Origin of the sequence: Natronobacterium gregoryi SP2 (genome assembly GCF_000230715.2) — an archaeon.
Taxonomy (GTDB): Archaea; Halobacteriota; Halobacteria; order Halobacteriales; family Natrialbaceae; genus Natronobacterium; species Natronobacterium gregoryi.
In genome coordinates this window covers 1,864,400-1,880,997 of sequence record NC_019792.1, presented here as the reverse complement: position 1 = coordinate 1,880,997, position 16,598 = coordinate 1,864,400, and the positions used below count along the sequence as shown (strand labels likewise).

General features: G+C 63.5%; 20 protein-coding genes and 1 tRNA gene. 13 read left to right on the top strand and 8 right to left on the bottom strand.

Features of this window, described 5'->3' with window-relative positions:
- Positions 1-17: 17 nt before the first annotated feature.
- From NATGR_RS09360 to NATGR_RS09330, 7 genes are all read left to right on the top strand, one after another.
- Positions 18-224 (top strand): hypothetical protein, encoded by a 207-nt coding sequence (locus tag NATGR_RS09360; RefSeq protein WP_005577782.1) that lies wholly within the window; start codon positions 18-20, stop codon positions 222-224.
- Positions 225-444: 220 nt separating this feature from the next.
- Positions 445-1,683, top strand: coding sequence for an MBL fold metallo-hydrolase (locus NATGR_RS09355; protein WP_005577784.1), 1,239 nt, complete (start codon positions 445-447; stop codon positions 1,681-1,683).
- A 52-nt stretch (positions 1,684-1,735) separates the two neighbouring features.
- Positions 1,736-1,969, top strand: coding sequence for a hypothetical protein (locus NATGR_RS09350; RefSeq protein ID WP_005577787.1), 234 nt, complete (start codon positions 1,736-1,738; stop codon positions 1,967-1,969).
- Entirely contained in the window at positions 1,966-2,184 is a 219-nt protein-coding gene (locus NATGR_RS09345) for a hypothetical protein (RefSeq protein ID WP_241430208.1), read from the top strand. The genes NATGR_RS09350 and NATGR_RS09345 overlap by 4 nt, the downstream gene beginning before the upstream one ends.
- 140 nt (positions 2,185-2,324) lie before the next feature.
- Positions 2,325-2,588, top strand: a complete 264-nt coding sequence (locus NATGR_RS09340) for a flavodoxin family protein (protein WP_005577796.1) — start codon at positions 2,325-2,327, stop codon at positions 2,586-2,588.
- Positions 2,533-3,234, top strand: a complete 702-nt coding sequence (locus tag NATGR_RS09335) for a hypothetical protein (RefSeq protein ID WP_015233502.1) — start codon at positions 2,533-2,535, stop codon at positions 3,232-3,234. The genes NATGR_RS09340 and NATGR_RS09335 overlap by 56 nt, the downstream gene beginning before the upstream one ends.
- A 165-nt stretch (positions 3,235-3,399) precedes the next feature.
- A complete protein-coding gene (locus NATGR_RS09330; RefSeq protein WP_005577799.1) occupies positions 3,400-5,301 on the top strand; it encodes an alpha/beta hydrolase family protein in 1,902 nt (633 codons plus the stop codon).
- A 5-nt stretch (positions 5,302-5,306) separates the two neighbouring features.
- On the opposite strand, the gene NATGR_RS09325 is transcribed toward NATGR_RS09330, so the two are convergent.
- Complete coding sequence (locus tag NATGR_RS09325; protein WP_005577801.1) at positions 5,307-6,497, bottom strand: DHH family phosphoesterase; 1,191 nt, start codon at positions 6,495-6,497, stop codon at positions 5,307-5,309.
- Positions 6,498-6,718: 221 nt separating this feature from the next.
- Positions 6,719-7,171, bottom strand: a complete 453-nt coding sequence (locus tag NATGR_RS09320) for a universal stress protein (RefSeq protein WP_005577802.1) — start codon at positions 7,169-7,171, stop codon at positions 6,719-6,721.
- Positions 7,172-7,304: 133 nt separating this feature from the next.
- Here NATGR_RS09320 and NATGR_RS09315 point away from each other — a divergent pair, with 133 nt between their 5' ends.
- Positions 7,305-7,763 carry a universal stress protein gene (locus tag NATGR_RS09315; RefSeq protein WP_005577804.1) on the top strand — a complete coding sequence of 153 codons (459 nt, stop codon included), beginning with the start codon at positions 7,305-7,307 and terminating at the stop codon, positions 7,761-7,763.
- Here NATGR_RS09315 and NATGR_RS09310 read toward each other — a convergent pair.
- Both NATGR_RS09310 and NATGR_RS09305 read right to left on the bottom strand, forming a co-directional pair.
- Positions 7,755-8,330: a GNAT family N-acetyltransferase gene (locus NATGR_RS09310; RefSeq protein WP_005577805.1), complete on the bottom strand. Its 576-nt coding sequence runs from the start codon at positions 8,328-8,330 to the stop codon at positions 7,755-7,757. The genes NATGR_RS09315 and NATGR_RS09310 overlap by 9 nt on opposite strands.
- A gap of 2 nt (positions 8,331-8,332) precedes the next feature.
- The gene (locus NATGR_RS09305) at positions 8,333-8,701 is read right to left on the bottom strand and encodes a universal stress protein (protein ID WP_005577806.1); all 369 of its coding nucleotides are present in this window, start codon (positions 8,699-8,701) and stop codon (positions 8,333-8,335) included.
- A gap of 125 nt (positions 8,702-8,826) precedes the next feature.
- Here NATGR_RS09305 and NATGR_RS09300 point away from each other — a divergent pair, with 125 nt between their 5' ends.
- Both NATGR_RS09300 and NATGR_RS09295 read left to right on the top strand, forming a co-directional pair.
- Positions 8,827-10,254: an ATP-binding protein gene (locus tag NATGR_RS09300; protein ID WP_005577807.1), complete on the top strand. Its 1,428-nt coding sequence runs from the start codon at positions 8,827-8,829 to the stop codon at positions 10,252-10,254.
- 122 nt (positions 10,255-10,376) lie between these two features.
- Positions 10,377-11,561: a methyl-accepting chemotaxis protein gene (locus NATGR_RS09295; protein WP_005577808.1), complete on the top strand. Its 1,185-nt coding sequence runs from the start codon at positions 10,377-10,379 to the stop codon at positions 11,559-11,561.
- Here the strand turns inward: NATGR_RS09295 and NATGR_RS09290 are convergent, their stop codons facing one another.
- From NATGR_RS09290 to rimI, 4 genes are read right to left on the bottom strand one after another with little or no spacing between them, the layout of a single operon-like run.
- Positions 11,562-12,143, bottom strand: a complete 582-nt coding sequence (locus tag NATGR_RS09290) for an NUDIX hydrolase (protein WP_005577809.1) — start codon at positions 12,141-12,143, stop codon at positions 11,562-11,564.
- Positions 12,144-12,188: 45 nt separating this feature from the next.
- Positions 12,189-12,599 (bottom strand): DUF5809 family protein, encoded by a 411-nt coding sequence (locus NATGR_RS09285; protein ID WP_005577810.1) that lies wholly within the window; start codon positions 12,597-12,599, stop codon positions 12,189-12,191.
- Between the two features lie 32 nt (positions 12,600-12,631).
- Entirely contained in the window at positions 12,632-13,012 is a 381-nt protein-coding gene (locus tag NATGR_RS09280) for a DUF5810 domain-containing protein (RefSeq protein WP_005577811.1), read from the bottom strand.
- A 39-nt stretch (positions 13,013-13,051) separates the two neighbouring features.
- Entirely contained in the window at positions 13,052-13,525 is a 474-nt protein-coding gene (gene rimI, locus NATGR_RS09275) for a ribosomal protein S18-alanine N-acetyltransferase (protein WP_005577812.1), read from the bottom strand.
- Positions 13,526-13,928: 403 nt separating this feature from the next.
- Between rimI and NATGR_RS09270 the strand changes: the two genes are divergently transcribed.
- From NATGR_RS09270 to NATGR_RS09260, 3 genes are all read left to right on the top strand, one after another.
- Positions 13,929-14,645 (top strand): DUF7119 family protein, encoded by a 717-nt coding sequence (locus NATGR_RS09270; protein ID WP_005577814.1) that lies wholly within the window; start codon positions 13,929-13,931, stop codon positions 14,643-14,645.
- Between the two features lie 91 nt (positions 14,646-14,736).
- A tRNA-Lys gene (locus tag NATGR_RS09265) sits at positions 14,737-14,810 on the top strand.
- A 449-nt stretch (positions 14,811-15,259) separates the two neighbouring features.
- Positions 15,260-16,597 carry a tyrosine-type recombinase/integrase gene (locus NATGR_RS09260; RefSeq protein ID WP_005577816.1) on the top strand — a complete coding sequence of 446 codons (1,338 nt, stop codon included), beginning with the start codon at positions 15,260-15,262 and terminating at the stop codon, positions 16,595-16,597.
- The last annotated feature ends 1 nt before the right edge of the window (position 16,598 follow it).

The window sequence follows — 16,598 nt, the reverse complement described above, 5'->3', positions numbered from 1 at the left end:
TTATTCGAAGATCAAGTATGGGCCGACTCAGCACGTTCATACTCGTGGGAATCGGCGTCCTCGTCTTCGGCCTCGTGATCCTCAGCGTGATCGCGACGCTCGCCGGGATCGCGTACCCGATGGTCGTGACTGTGTTTTCGGTCGCGATCTCACTCGCGGTCCTGGCGCTGTTCGTGCTAGCACTGCTTAGCTTGCTAGCGCTGCTCAGCAATGGAGGGGCGTAAACCGCCTCGGGATCACGAACGTCGTCGCTTTTCGTACGATCCTGGGGCACTCGGCCTGCTTTTTCGTAGACCACCCGATCGTCCCGAGCATCGGTTCGGCCAGTGCAGACGCTGACAACTGGAGATCTCGCGAGACCGACGAGCACGACCTCGAGCGAGACGCCGAAGACCGCTCGACAAGACCGACGGACGCAAACCCCTCGAGTCACAACCGGGGACCATGGACGTCGAGTTTCTCGGCGGTGCACGCGAGATCGGTCGGAGCGCGATTCTCGTCGACGACAGCCTGTTGCTCGACTTCGGGATGGACTCGGGGAACCCACCAACGTTCCCGATCGACGACGTCGATCCCGACGCTGTCGTCGTCAGCCACGGCCATCTCGACCACGTCGGCTCGGTCCCGTCTCTGCTCTCGGGCGATGCTCGCCCGTCGATCCACTGGACGCCGCCGACGGACGAACTCACGCGGGTGCTCGCCCGCGATACGCTTCGCCTCCACGGCGGCACCTACGACTGCCCGTTCACCGAGACTGAGGTCGCCCGCCTCGCCCAGGTCTCTGAAACACACGACTACCGCGAACCGTTCGAGGCAGCGGGATACGAGATCACGTTCTTCGACGCGGGCCACGTTCCCGGCAGTGCACACGTTCTCGTCTCCGATGGGGGGACCAGAGTGCTCTACACTGGCGACTTCCATACCGAACAGCAGCGACTGCTCTCTGGAACGACCGCTCGGCCCGACGCCGACATCGTGATCTGTGAGAGTACCTACTCCGACGTCGACAGGCCACCACGCGAGGAGATCGAGTCCGAGTTCGTCGAGAGCGTCGAAGAAACGATCTGGGGCGGTGGCACGGTCGTCGTCCCAGCGTTCGCGATCGGACGCACCCAGGAGGTGCTCTGTCTCTGCGAGGAACACGACCTCGAGTGTTACGTCGACGGCATGGGCAAACGCGTCACCGAGATCTTCCTGCAGGCGGGCAACCGTGACTTTCTCCGCGATCCCGACTTGCTGCGGCGAGCGAAGGGCAACGCCCGGTTCGTCGGCGGCCGCGACGGCCAGCGCGAACGCATCGCCGAACAGAACACGGTGATCGTCACGACCAGTGGGATGCTCCATGGCGGCCCCGCGATGACCTACGTACCGGCGATCCGCTCCCACCCAGCAAACAAAATCGCCATGACGGGCTACCAGGTCGAAGGGACGCCGGGCCGCGAACTCCTCGAGACCGGCAGCGCGGTCATCGACGGCCGATCGATGCGAGTAAGCGCCCAGGTCGAACAGTACGACTTCTCTGCACACGCCGACCGGGAGGGAGTGCTCGAGTTTCTCGAGTCCTACGCCGACAGCGAGGTGCTCGTCAACCACGGCGACCGCTGCGAGGCGTTCGCCGAGGAACTGCGGGCCGAGGGGTTCGCGGCGACTGCGCCCGAACTCGGGGAGCGACTCGAGGTGTAGCGATCACCCCAGAAATCAAATAGGAAATGACTGTCTAGTGGTTGTTGGATCGGTGCGAGGTACCCGTCTGTTCCCGGTCGTCGGTGCCGTTGCAGCGGTGCTCGCGAGCGTTCGACGTCGATCGACCAACGTGCTCTTTGAACTCGGTTCGATAGCGTCGACCGGCGAGACGGCCACACAGATCACGGTCGCGGATCGATTCGTGACGTTCGTCGCCGTCTACGATCTGCTGGTCGGTTTCGCCTCTCTCGTTGCACTCGTTTGCACGCGAACGTCGACGACGTGAGACTCGCAGGGCTGACCGGTGGCGTCGTCGCCGTCGTCTCGGTCGTCAGCGTCGGTCTCCTCGACTGGTGGCTCGTTGCCGACGACACGGCTCCGATCCTCGTCCCGGCGGCGGAAATCGGGGCGGCCGTCGGCACGGGCGTCCAGTTCGCCGTCGTCGCCTTCGCCGGCATCGACCTGGCTCGCCGACGGACCCGACTCCTGTCGCTTCGATAGGGCTCGACCGCGAACGACTCGCCCGTCGTCCGAAGCGGCTTCCGCGAGAGGTGACGCCTGATACGGATTACTGTACCGATTTACCGGCGCAACCGCCGCCCTGGTCGCGGTTGTGGCGGAAATGACTTACAGTAAACCGTATGATACCACAGGCTCCCGTCGCCCACAGCGCGAGTGAAGGGCAGACAGAGACCGTCGCCGAACGGATCGGCGAGATACTCGAGTCGGACGGTCACGATGTGATCCACAGCGAATACGGGCCGAGAAAGCGGTTCGTGCTCCAGACGGACGCCTGCCACGGCCGATCTGCCGGCATCCTTTTCAGAACGGGAGAGATACTCCTGTCCAATGCGTTCGTTAGAGACGTCCCACGAGACGGGGCGATTCACGCTGACTGGTCGTGAAGGGAAAGTGATGGGCGGTGCAAGCGCCCTGATGGCGATCAACGTCCTGTTGATGTACGTCTTCCTGGCGACGCCGCTCGCCGGCGTCAACGACGTTCTGTTCGGGGCTGCCCCGATCCTCGGCGTGCTCGTCTACGGTGTTGCACTCTACGTCGGCCAGCGGATCGCCGAACGTGGCGTCAAAAGCGGCGACGTCGGGACCGCGTTCGGCGGGATGGTAGTCTTGCAACTGGCCTTCGGAATTTTCGGTGCGGGCGTCCTCCGGTTTGCACCGCCCGAGTCACAGCTCGCGATTCTCGGGCTCACGGCGATCGTCACGGCGCTCATGACTGCCGTCGTCACCGGGTACGTCTACGCTCGCTCGGCGACGTTCGAACACTGGGGAACGTTCTCGACGTTTGCGTTCATCGGCGGCGTCGTCGCCATCGCGATCGGCTCGTTCGTCGTGCAGATCCTTCTGTTGGTCGGCTTCGTCCTGCTCTTTCTCGGATTCGTGCTCCGGCTCGGCTACGAGATCTGGCAGGTCCGCGATCGCCGGAACGTCTCGACTGCACTTCAGACGATCGGCGTCTACATCGCCGTCGCCGGCGTCTTCGTCCACGTGCTCCAGCTCGTGCGACAGTACTTCCTCTCGCAAGCGGACTGATCCAGCCCCTCGGTTCGGTCCGAACCGCTGACCCCATCGAGATCGAGTATCGAACGCTCACCGCGACCCGAGTCTTGATACTAACCCCGCGAGAACCCATGTTCCGTGCACCCAAACACCGAGGCTACCCCGTACGGGGCGTGGCAATCCCCCATCTCAGCAGAGATGGTCGCGGAAGGGAGCATCGACTTCGGCCACCTGACCGTCGACGACGGAACCGTCTACTGGCGAGAGCAGCGTCCCGACGAGGACAGTCGCGGCATCGTCGTTCGTCACGACGGCGACGAACGCGAGGACGTAACGCCCGACGACGCGAACGTCCGGACGCTCGTCCACGAGTACGGTGGTGGCGACTTCACGGTGCAAGACGGCGTCGTCTTCTTCGCCGGCGACGACGACCAGCGCGTCTACCGGCAGCCGATCGACGACGAACCCGAACCGATCACCCCGGAACCCGAGACCGAGCGCGGCCTCCGGTACGCGGACTTCGAGGGCAGCGACAGGTACCTGTACTGTGTCCGGGAGAACCACGACGCGGCCAGCGAGACGGGTGACGACGACGAACCCGTGACGACGCTGGTTCGACTCCTCGCCGACGGGAGCGAGAAGCCACAGGTCGTGGCCTCGAGCCACGACTTCTACGCCGCGCCGAGACGCTCTCCCGACGGCGACCGACTCGCCTGGCTCACCTGGGACCACCCGGGACTGCCATGGGACGGGACCGAACTCCACGTCGCCGACATCGTCGCCGACGGCAAACTCGAGAACGAACGCGTCGTCATGGGCAGTCCCGACGAATCGGTGTTCCAACCCGAGTGGCGTGCCGACGGGACGCTCCACGCCGTCTCGGGCCGGACCGGCTGGTGGAACCTCTATCGCCGCGAGGACGGCGAGTGGCTCCCCTACCGAGAAGAGACCGCCGAGTACGGCGTCCCGCAGTGGTTGCTCGGCCTCTCGACGTACGGCTTCCTCACGGACGGTCGCGTCGCCGCGATCGTCACCCGCGAGGGCGAACGGTCGCTCGAACTCGTAGACGAGGACGGTGGCCGCGAGGCCGTCGCGTTCCCCTACGCCACGTCCGCGCCGCGACTCGAGACCGACGGTGAATCGATCGTCGTTCCTGCCAGCGGGCCGACGACACCGACCAGTATCGTGCGGTGGTCGCCGGGCGACGGAACGGGCCACGAGGTGCTGCGCCAGGGACCCGAGGCCGACGTCGACGACGCCTATCTCTCCCGACCCGAACACGTCACCTACGAGACCCGCGACGGTGCCGAGTCCCACGCGTTCGTCTACCCGCCGACGAATCCTGACGCCGAACCGCCAGCGGACGAAGCGCCACCGCTGCTCGTGACCGTCCACGGCGGTCCGACGAGTTCGACTCAACCGGCGTTCGACCTCGGCATCCAGTACGTCACCAGCCGCGGGTTCGCCGTCGCGGACGTCAACTACCGGGGGTCGACGGGCTACGGCCGAGCGTACCGCCAGGAACTGTATGGCAACTGGGGTCACGTCGACGTCACCGACTGCATCGACGCCGCCGACCACCTCGCCGACGAGCAACGGGTCGATCCGGACCGACTGGCGGTAAGTGGCGGGAGCGCCGGCGGGTTCGTGGTTCTCTCGGCGCTTGCGTTCCACGACGCCTTCACCGCCGGGACGAGCTACTACGGCGTGGCCGACCTCGAGCGACTCGCCGAACTCACCCACAAGTTCGAGTCGCAGTACCTCGACCAGCTGGTCGGTCCCTACCCCGAACTCGAAGAGACCTACCGCGAACGGTCAACTCGCCACCACGCCGACGAGGTCGACGCGCCCGTCCTATTGCTCCAGGGCGAGGACGACCCCGTCGTCCCGCTCTCGCAGGCCGAATCGATGGCCGACGCGCTCGAGGAGAACGACGTTCCCCACGACCTTGTCGTCTTCGAGGACGAACAGCACGGGTTCCGCAACGCAGGGTCGAGAAAGCGGGCGTCCGAACTCGAACTTGCGTTTTACGGCGAGGTGTTCGGGTTCGAGCCGGCGGACGAGCTTCCAGCAATCGAATTAGCTGGAGATCGCGAGTAAAGACTCTACGCTTCGGAATCGTCCGGGGATTCCGACTCGGTTTCGGCCTCGACTACGTCCCGGAACGCATCGAGGATGACCTGTTTGGCCACCGCACCGCGGGAGGTCCAGTGGGTAGCGTAGTCGAGCATGTCGTCGTAGATGTCGGGCTTGCAGCCTGCGGCTTTCGGGTGGCCGCCGCCGTTTACCTTCCCCGCGACCTCGTGGCAGCGGTCGAACTCGTCGGTGCCGCGGATGGAGGCCGAGCCGGCAGGCTTGACGATCACCGACGCGTCGGCACCCCGTTCGCGCATCGCCTCGGCGACCTCGTTTTGCGAACAGCGACCGTAGGTGACGCCGACCGTGTAGTCGCCGATCTCCCGGAACTCCGCCCGCATGGTCGCCTGCTCGATTAGCGCCTCCTTCTCGACGCGGCGCTCCTCGATGAACTCCTGGACCCAGTCAGGGAGGTCGACACCGTACTCGCGGACGACTTCGACGTACTCGGCAGGGTCGGTCCAGTAGGCATAATCCGCGAGGTCGTCGCTTCGTTGATCCTCGCGCAGCCAGAGGTCGTGGTCTCGAGTGACCGCGGCCAGTTCCTCGTACATCGGGGAAAAGTCGTACTCGAGCGACCGGGAGACGACATCGGCGCTACACTCCTCATCGGAGTCGCCGACGACGAGATCGACGCCGGCCGCTCGGACGGCCGCGGCAACATCGTCGTCCCACTGGTGGTGGTCGTACCACGCGATCGACTCCGCAGTCTCTGTAGCTGCCTCGAGTTCGTCCTCGACGTACTCGTATTTGTCCGGTGCGAGGTCACAGACGTAGAGGTCGATCCCCTCGGCAGCGTGGTCGGCGACGCGCTCGAGTGCGTCCTCGATGTCGTGTGGGCTCGCGGGGAGTAAGGCGACCTCGTGTGGCGTCGGCTCGATCTCCTCGAGCGACGGGTCTTCGTCTTCGTCTTCGTCGTCGGACTCCGGTTCCGGTACGTCACGGACATCGTCGTAGGCCTCCCGAAGCAGGGCGACGCAGGCGAGGCCGTCCGCGTCCGGGTCCGCGACGACGGCGACCTCTGCCCCCTCGAGTGCAGCCGCAGTCTGCTCGTCCTCGAGATCTGCCTCGAGGCTGTCGGGAAGGAAGAAGCCGGTTCCCGGCAGCACGGACTTGCGGGCGATCGGGAGATCACCGCTTTCGATGAGTTGGTCGTACATATCACCTGCTCGGGGGCGACGGGGGAAGTAAGCGCCGGTCCGGAGAGGCCGGAACAGACGGGTCCTGTGTGTCACTTGCGGTGCGACCGCGGTCCGAAGCGGTGACACCACACCAACACATCGGGACAGCAATCCGTCTCATACGGTTTACTGTAAGTCAGTTCCGGCACAACTGCGACCCGGGCGGCGGTTGCGCCGGTAAATCGGTACAGTAATCCGTCTCAGGCGCTTGCCTCCTCGTCGCCGTCTCCCCGTTCGATCTGTCGGACCGTGAGGACGGGCACGGGCGACGTGCGGACGACGCGTTCGGCGACGCTTCCCAACAGCAGTCGGTTCTCGCCGTGGCGACCACGAGTGCCGGTGGCGACGACATCGGCGTCGACCTCGCGGACGTACTCACCGATCTCGGCGGCAGGTCGGCCCTCACGGACGGCCGTCGTCACCGCCCTGTCGGTGCGGTCCTCGACGGTCGCGAGCGCGGCGTCTGCCGTCGTCTCGAGTGCCGTTCGGAGTTCGTCTTGGAGCTGTTCGGGAGAGGCATCGACCTCGCTGGCGTCGACGACCGACAGCGCGTGAACGTCGGCGTCGAACCGCGCGGCGAGATCGACCGCGACGTCGACGGCCCGCTTGACGCTCTCGGAGCCATCAGTGGCGACCACGACCGTATCGAACATAGACGTGGATTTACCCTCCGATGGCTTAAACGTCCCCGCTCGTCGGCGTCGATCGAACGTCGATGGGACTCGATCGGTTTCGATCAGACTCGGTGGGGGAGCTTTTTTGCGTCGTGGGGACACACTGGCGCGTATGGACGATATCGCGCAGTTTTCCGTCGACACAGTCCTGGCACCGGTCGACGGAAGTGACGAGTCCGCTACCGCCGTCGAGTACGCTGTCTCCATCGCAGATCGGCACGACGCAGACGTCCACGCCCTGTTCGTGCTCGGGCGCGGCGTCGTTCGTGGACTGGACGCAGGAACCGTCGACGAAGACGACGTCGCACAGAAAACGCAAGGATTTTTCGACGACGTGGGCAGCATTGCCGACGACCAAGGCGTGACACTTACGACCTCCGTCGACGACGGCTTCTCCCAGACCCGCAAAGCCCGCCATCCAGGCAACGTCGTCCTCAACACCGCCGACGAGGTCGACGCCGACTTCATCGTCCTTCCGAGAGAGCCCGTCACCGAACCCTCCGCGGAAGTCCTCGAGAAAGCAGCCGAATACGTCCTCTCTTATGCCAGCCAGCCAGTGCTTTCAGTGTAGCAGAATCGTCATCTCCTGCTCGAAACTCTCCGAACCGATCGCCTCGAACCCGACACGCTCGTAGAGTGCGATAGCCGAACTGTTCCAGCGCTCGACGGTGAGCCAGACGTGAGTGATGCCGACATCGCTGGCGTGGCCCAGCAGGGTCTCGAGCAGTGCCGTCCCGTTCCCGGCTCGCTGGAACTCCTGGAGGACGAAAATCGCCAGTTCCCACTCGACGTCGGCGTCGGTGACGGTGCCGTCCTCGACCGACGGCGGCTCTTCGGCGTCGGGGACGAGCATCGCGTGACCGACCACGTCCTCGCCATGGCGTGCAACGACGTTGATACTCTCGTCGGCGATCGTCTCGAGCCAGCCCCGGATGCGTTTCTCGCCGGTCGGCGGAATACCCTGGGCACGGTCGGTCGGATCGAACGCCTCGTACATGTCGACGACGTCGTCGATGACGTCGTCGAACGCGTCCGGCACCCGAATCTCGATCGAGCGCCCCTCCGTATCCTCGAAAGTCGTCGGTGGCGAGGGGAACGAGCCGACCGGTTCGTCCGGGTAGACGCGCGTTCCTGACATCGTTATCGCACCAGTTTGACCGTCGTCGGAGCGTTCAGCAGGACGAACTCGGTGATCGGGCCGAGCTGGATCTTCCCCATCGGACTCAGGGTGCCGCCACCGATTACGAGTTGGTCGAACTCTCCCTGTTCGGCGTAGTCGACCAGTGCGCTGCCGGGGTCACCCTCGAGCGTGACGATTTCGGCGTCGACATCGGATTCCGCGAGAACCGCCACGGTTCGGTCCCGCATCTCCTCCTGGGACCGCTTCGATTCCGGTTTCTCGAGAATTGCTATCGTGAGGTCGTCCCCGACCTCCTCCGTTCGACTGATCGTCCGTCGGAGCGTTTTGATCGATTGATCACTACCTCCGAGGCCCATCAGCACGTTCATACGAATGCGTGCGTGCCGACGGACGAAAACCGTTATGTTGAACGGGCGCTCGGCCGTGGGGAACTCGCCTACACGCGCTCTGGATGACGACGCTGTTAAGACCGTGTGGATGGTACGTCGAACGAATGAGTACTGGGGCGCTCGATGTCGTCGAGTTCCTGCTCACGACGAGCGTATATTCCGACGACCGGACGTTAGACGAGAACGACCTCCCACCGTCGTTTCGCCGGGTATTCTGGACCGGAGCCGGCGGTAACGCAAGCGACGAAGACGGGAGCGAAACGACCGACCGCCACGCCGGGATCAGCCGACCGCTCTCGGTGACGACCACCGCCGCCCGCGAGGCGACGGACATCGATCAACCCTGGAGCGCCGTCTCCGACCTGCTGTTTACCGAACGCGACGAGTTCTCTGGCACACTCTCGCTCACACAGCAGGACATGGCCGAAGAGTGGTTCTTCGAGCGAGTCGACGAAAAACGACTGCTCGAGAACCCGACGCTCGCGAAATACTTCGAGGAACACGACGAGTACGACGTCGACGTCGGCCACGAGGCGGCACGCGAGCGAAACCGACCGATCCAGGCCGACCGGGTCTGGATCGACGGCCTGTTAGAGGAGTACTTCGACGACGAGGAAGACGAGGAGATGCTCGACCTCGTCGATGTCCGGGCTCCCGAGGAAGTCGAGACGACGCTAGACGACCTCGTGTTGACCGACGATCAGGAGAACGAACTCGACAAGATCGCCAAGGCGATCGAACACCGGGACTACCTCTCCCAGATCGGACTGCGCGAGATCGGCAAGTTGCTGTTCGTCGGTCCTCCTGGGACAGGCAAGACCTCGACGGCACAGGCACTGGCCCAGGAGATGGATCTGCCGTTCGTCGAGGTCAAACTCTCGATGATCACGAGCCAGTATCTGGGCGAAACGGCCAAAAACGTCGACAAGACGTTCGAAGTCGCAAAACGGCTCTCGCCGTGTATCCTCTTCATCGACGAGTTCGACTTCGTCGCCAAAACGCGACGCAGCGACGAACACGCCGCTCTCAAACGTGCCGTCAACACCTTACTGAAGAGCATCGACAACATCTCGCTCATCGAAGACGACGTCTTGCTCATCGGCGCGACAAACCACCCCGACCAGCTAGACGACGCTGCCTGGCGGCGCTTCGACGAGATCATCAACTTCCCGAAACCAGACGAAGGGATGCGGGCGGACATCCTCGGCGTCATCACCCGACAGATGGACATCGAGGAGTTCGACCCACAACTGATCGCCGAAGCGACGGCAGGACTAACCGGCAGCGACCTCCGAATGGTGCTTCGAGAGGCCGTCCTCGAGGCGCTGACAGAGGACCGGACGACGCTGACCCAGAACGACCTGCGGGAGGCTATCGAGGAGTTCGAAGAACGAGACAACCTGAAAAACATGGACATGATCGAAGGCGACCACGACGCGCTCGTCGCGGGCGGTGACATCGGAAAAGCAAGCGATGGGAGCGGCCACTCCCACGACCACGACCACACCCACGATCACGACCCCGATCACTGAGCGCTCGATCACGCCGAGCAGCGAGACACGCTCGCCACCCGAAATAGCGTGTGGTAGCCTGACACTGGGAGAGAGCGGCGGTTGGCGACAACCCTTATTGCAGTATAGTTGCTCTTTAGGATATGACGAACGCCGGACAGGGAGAACTTTCGAGGGCCCGCAGTCACGTCTCGCAGTTGCGAGACCACGTCGAGGAGACGGTAGAACTGACGACCGTCCAGAGCGAGGAGCTCTCCGACATCTATCGCGAAATCGAAGCCCTGAGCGCGTCCCTCGAAGAAGTCGCTGCAAGCTCCGAAGAAGTGTCGAACGCCGCTGAACGGGCCCGAGAAAGCGCAGAAACCGGACACCGGACGAGCGCGAACGTCTGGCAGACGATGGCCGAAGTCGTCGACTCCGCACGACGACTCGACGAAGCGACGGAGGAACTCGAGTCGAAGATGGAGGAAGTCGACGCAGTCATCGAGATAATCAGCGACGTCGCCGACGAAACGAACCTGCTTGCGCTGAACGCCTCGATCGAAGCCGCACGTACCGGGGACGGCGGCGACGGGTTCGCGGTCATCGCGAACGAAGTCAAATCACTCGCGACCGAGACCAGCGAACACGCCGACGACATCTCCGAGCAGCTCACGGAACTCCAGCAACAGACCAACACGACTCGCGAAGAGGTCGAACAGACCGACAGGTTGCTCCGCGAAACCAGCGACGAACTCGAGGACGTCATCGACCGGTTCGAGGGAATCACCGAAACCGTCGACGAAGCGGCGACCGGCATCGCCGAAGTCGCCGAAGTCAACGACGATCAGGCCCAGACCGTCGAGACGATCGCCGACAGCGTCGAACAAGTCGACGAGCGATCAGCGCAGATCAACGGCGAGATGGACGAGGCCGGCGCGCTGGTCGAGCAACAGGCCGAAATCGTCGATCACCTCACGTCGTACGTCGACGGACTGGCAGGGATGGCCTACCGCGTCGAGAACGAAGAAGGATGGCCCGTCGTCTTCGCCTCCGAGGGAACGAAACGACTCACCGGTTACGACAGCGACCAGTTGGTCTCGGGAACAGTAACACTCGGCGAAGACATCATCCACGACGAAGACGCCGACGCAGTCTGGGACGCCGTCCAGGAAGCACTCGCCGACCACCGCGCGTTCGACGTCGCGTACCGAATCGAAACCGCTCGTGGCGCGGCCGTCCCGGTCCGCGAACGAGGACGAGGCGTCTTCGACGAGACCGGAGCAGCAGTCGCCGTCGAGGGGTTCATCACTCGCCGCGACACCGACGACATGCGGTGTCTCTACTGATCAGAGCAACCCCTCTTCTTTCGCAAGCAACAGCGCCGTCAGCGTCGAGTCGTTGGCCGGCTGTTCGCGAGCACACTCGAGCGCCGACCCGACCGGCACCGTCGTCACCTCGAGAAACTCGTTGTTGTCGAGTTCTCGCTGGCCGAGTTCGAGTCCCGCCGCGTAGACGACACCACGGTCGTGCCGGAGCACGCCCGTCGCAACGGCATACTCCTGCAGCAAAGCCGTACTCGAAGGGCGAAAACCAGTCTCCTCCTCGAGTTCTCGCGTGGCAGCCTGCGTGTAGGACTCGCCGTCCTCGACGATACCGGCAGGGAGTTCCAGATGCGTCTCGCGAATCGGTGGTCGGTACTGTTCGACGAACAGGAGTCGATCCTCACTACCCATCTCGCTCTCGTCTGCGAGACGATCACCGTCGACGCGAGCGACCACGACGACCGCAGGCGGCAGCTCCGCCCAGTAGTAGCGTTTCTCCGTGCCGTCGGGCTGTTCGACCAAATCGTACCCCCCGTCGTACCACCCAGTCTTGTACTCGGTGGCCGACTCGCGGTGAGTCCACGCCTCGGAATCCGGTTCGGTCATCGAAGAACTCTGCGGACTCGACCGTCGAATAGATGGCGATGCCGTCTACAACTGCTCCCGGTAGAGCCGCCCGAACGCCTGCCGGCGAAGCGTCGCAACCGCAGCCGCCTCCTCGTCCTGGAACGTGGCCGCGACCGCCTCACCTTCGGGGCCGGCGTGCCAGACGACGTGATCGACGCGCTCGTGGCCGACCTTCGTGACCCCACCATCGTAAGCGTCACGCCACGACTCGTACTCCTCTCGAGTGCCGACCTGCACCTCGAGCAGACTCGCAAACAGGGCGTCCCGGGCAGTCTCGACGACCTCGCCCGTGACGCGATCGTCGTACTCATCGGGATCGAACTCCATGACCTTCGTGACTTCGCGAACGACAGTCTGAGCCGCGGGGCCGACCGACTCGAACTGCTCCCGTGCCTCCTCGACCGACGACGGCGCGAACGTACCGACTGTATGCATAATAGACCGTGCCAGCGGCAGAGAGTTACCAGTTACGCGTCACCGTCGTCTTGCATCTGCCGAGTCAGCTCGCGTGCCTCCTCGAGGACGCCCTCAGCCTCTGCCGTCAGCGAACCACGTCCAGGCTGGCGTCCCTGCCGGGCCAATCCACCCTCGAGCGAGTCGGGACGGCCACGAGCAGGAGTGTGAGCGTTGTCGGGTGCCGAAGCGAACTCCGGCGTCTCGACCTCGGGTGCGTCCTCAGCGACAATCTCGCCCAACTCCTCGGGCGTCCGCTCGCTCCAGTCGGGTGCGCGTTCCTCGAGCCACTCGAGGTGGTCTTCACGCCCCAGCGACGCAGTGATCGCGAGGTGGTTCGCGAGGTGTACCGCATCGGCCTGTTCGGCCGCACAGACGGGGCAGGCGTATCCCATACTCGAGAGTACGTCCCCATCGGTAAAACGCCCTCGCCGTCACTCGAGTTTGCGGATCATCACGATCGCGTCCTCACCATCGTAGTAGTCCGGAACGCGTCGCAGCGACTCGAACCCGAACTCGCGGTAAAGTCGCTTCGCCGGATCGTTGGACGCCCGAACCTCGAGTTTGACACTACTCGCGCCGTGTGCTGCGAGGACAGCCAGCGACCGAGAAAGCAATGCCGAACCGATTCCGCTCCCGCGCCGATCCGGATGGACGGCGACATCTTTGACGTGGCCAAACGGCCGACCGGCGTTCGAAACCAGGTCACTGACGACGTAGCCGACGACCGCGCCGTCGCTGATGGCGACCAGAAACCCCGCTTCCCCCAGAAACCGCTCGAACGCCTCGTGAGGCCAGGGCTGGGGAAACGACGCGTTCTCGATCCGGACGACCGCGAGCAAGTCTGCACGCTCTGCCGGCCGAATCGAGAGATCGCCGTTCCGATCCGCCGGGAACTGGACTGTCACGTCTGCAGATAGCGCACGAACCGTAAAAGAACTGTCCGCTGCCGACGAGTCCAACCAGCAACTCCTCTCGCCCACCCTCATCGTCCTCGAGACGGGTGGCGTGCTTTCGGCTCTCCTCGCGGTGTGTAGCAAACAGTGTCAATTTTTCTGGGCCGCGCCACGCAGCATGCAGCATGCGGGAGTCCGGGCGACTGACGAGACACCACACACATTCGATCGAGACAAATGCCACGGCGAACCGCGACACGTACCAGCGTCAACAAAAGCAAAGCAAGCGACGAACTGCCCTGTGGACTGTCTTCGACGAGATCACAGAGACAGCGACACACAACCAGCGAGTGAAACGACAGCGAGAATCGCCACAGTAGCGGCCTTTTTACTTCCAAAAACCATACCGTATTTCATGACCGACGAACGGCCTCGGAACTCTCCCAACGGCCGCGACGAGGCCCACAGAGAGAACCAGAATCAATCCAGATCCACCCCGACCGATCGCGAATCACCCGTCGGCGAACCAGTCATCCGTGGCGACGAATCAGTCACCGGCAGCCACGCCCACGAGGCCGTCCAGTTCGATCCAGCCGACCCCGACAGTCTCGAGGACGCCGCCGACACCGTCCGCAGATTCGCCACCGACAGCCACGGCAACGACCACCTCCTCGTGCTCCGTGGCGCTGCGGCCTGTGCCGCACTCGTCCGTGGCGAAGGGTCCTACAAAGCCGCCGCCGAACGCGCCGGCACCGACGTCACCGTCTCGTTCATCCGCAAGTGGGCTCGAGTCCACGACCTGCCTCGATCCATCCGCAAACAGGTCGCGAGCGGCGACATCGCTCCCACCGCCGCCAAACACATCGCCCGCGTCGGCGGCGAAGCCCGACTCCTCCTCGCCTGGGCCATCCTCGACAGCAACCTCACCGTCCGCGACGTTCGCCGCGCCGCAAGCGCCACGAACGACGGCACACCGATCGAACAAGCCCTCGCCGAACACGACGTCACCCTCGGCCAACTCGAACTCACACTCTCACCGCCCACCTACCGCGACCTCCGACGCCGCGCCGCTATCGACGACATCGACCCTAGCAAAATCGTCACCGAAGCACTCGAGAACCACCTCGAGTAAACGAGACAACACAACGAAGAGAGAACTCGCGCCGCCATCCTCGAGACGAAAGAAAACGTTTAACCAGCACTCACCAATAGGTGTAGTTGCAGGGCCGGTAGCTCAGTCTGGCAGAGCGTCTGGCTTTTAACCAGACGGTCGCGTGTTCAAATCGCGCCCGGCCCGCTTTCTCGTCGTGAACAACTTCGTGAGCAACAGATAGCGGAATCAGCGAGGAATCAGCGAGGAATCAGCGAGATTTCAATGCAGGAAAAGCGCAATCTCGCGAACGAACTGAGCGAGGAAGCGATCGACCGTGTGTCCAAATCACGCTCGGCTCGTATTTTTGTGACAGTAGTTTGAACCCGGTATCGAGTGACAAATTCGAAACGATACCGGCTGGATTAGGTCTTCTTCCGTCGACGCGAAGGTACCCACTCCTGCTATCGAGGTGAGAGAACAGAGAAGCCAAGAACTCGAGGGAAGACAGCTCTTTATTTCAGGAACCATACACAGCATCTCGAAATAGGAAGTCTTGCCAAGACGTAGTCGTCTCGGACTTTCGGGTAACGTATGAGAGCCAAGGGCCGGATTCTAGCCAAACCCTTACAATCCATACAGTCGTGTAGAGTGATATGACTGACAGCGACCCACGTGAGGAGGTCGACACACTTCGCCAACGCCTCCGATCGAACGGCGAAGACGCTCGATACGTCCAGTACGATACCGACCGCCGGCATCTGCTGAAGTTCAGCGACAACATCCGGCTCGTCCCCTCCGAGATCGGCGACCACCGCCACCTCAAACTGCTCCGACACTGCACGCGGATGGCCACCCTCGCCACACCGCCCTCCGTCGAAGACTTCGAAGACAACGACGAAGCCGACGACGCCGGCGTCGACGATCAGGACGACGTCGACGAGCTCCTCGAGGACCACGGCCTCCTCGGAGCGGCACTCGAGTACCGTGCTGTCGCCGAGACGATCGTCCGCTGGATCAACTCCGAGTACGACAACGAACACACCAACCAGGACTACCGGACGGCACTGCGCTCGTTCGGTCGGTACCGACAGAAGCGAGACGAGCCGCCCGAGACGCTCGCCTGGATCCCGACGGGAACCAGCAACGACTTCGATCCCGTCCCCTCGGAGCGAGATCTCCTCACGTGGAACGACCTCCAGGATCTGATCAACGCCGCCCGAAATCCGCGTGATGAGGCACTGCTCGCCGTCCAGTTCGAGGCGGGCCTCCGCGGTGGCGAGCTCTACGACCTCCAGGTCGGCGACGTCTTCGACAGCGATCACTCGGTCGGCATCCACGTCAACGGCAAGGAAGGCGAACGATCCGTCCACCTGATCTCCTCGGTTCCCTACCTCCAGCGCTGGCTCGACGAGCATCCCGCCAGCGATGACGACCAAGCGTGGCTCTGGAGTAAACTCTCCTCGAGCGACCGGCCCAGCTACCCCACGTTCCTGAACTATTTCAAGTACGCTGCGGAGCGCGTCGACATCTCGAAGGATGTCACGCCGACGGCCTTCCGGAAGGCGAACACTCGATGGCTCGTAACCCAGGGATTCTCCACCGCTCGAATCGAAGACCGGCAGGGTCGGAAGCGTGGATCCGACCACACCTCCCGGTACATGGCTCGCTTCGGCGAAGAGAGCAACGAGAACGCGTACGCGCGACTGCATGGAATCGAGGTCGAAAGCGAGGAGCCCGAACAGACGGGGCCGATCGAATGTCCGCGGTGCCACCGGGACACGCCCCGTGATAAGGACTTCTGCATGTGGTGTCACAACGCGCTCTCCTTCGAGGCGACCGAGAAGGTCGACGCGGTCGACGACGATGTCGCCGAGAGTATCGCCGAAAGCGCCCAAGACGAGGGCGTCGACGTCACACCCGAGGAGATGCTCGAGGCTCGGAAGGCGCTCGAGGAGAATCCCGAGCTCAAACAGTTGCTCCTGCCGGACTGAA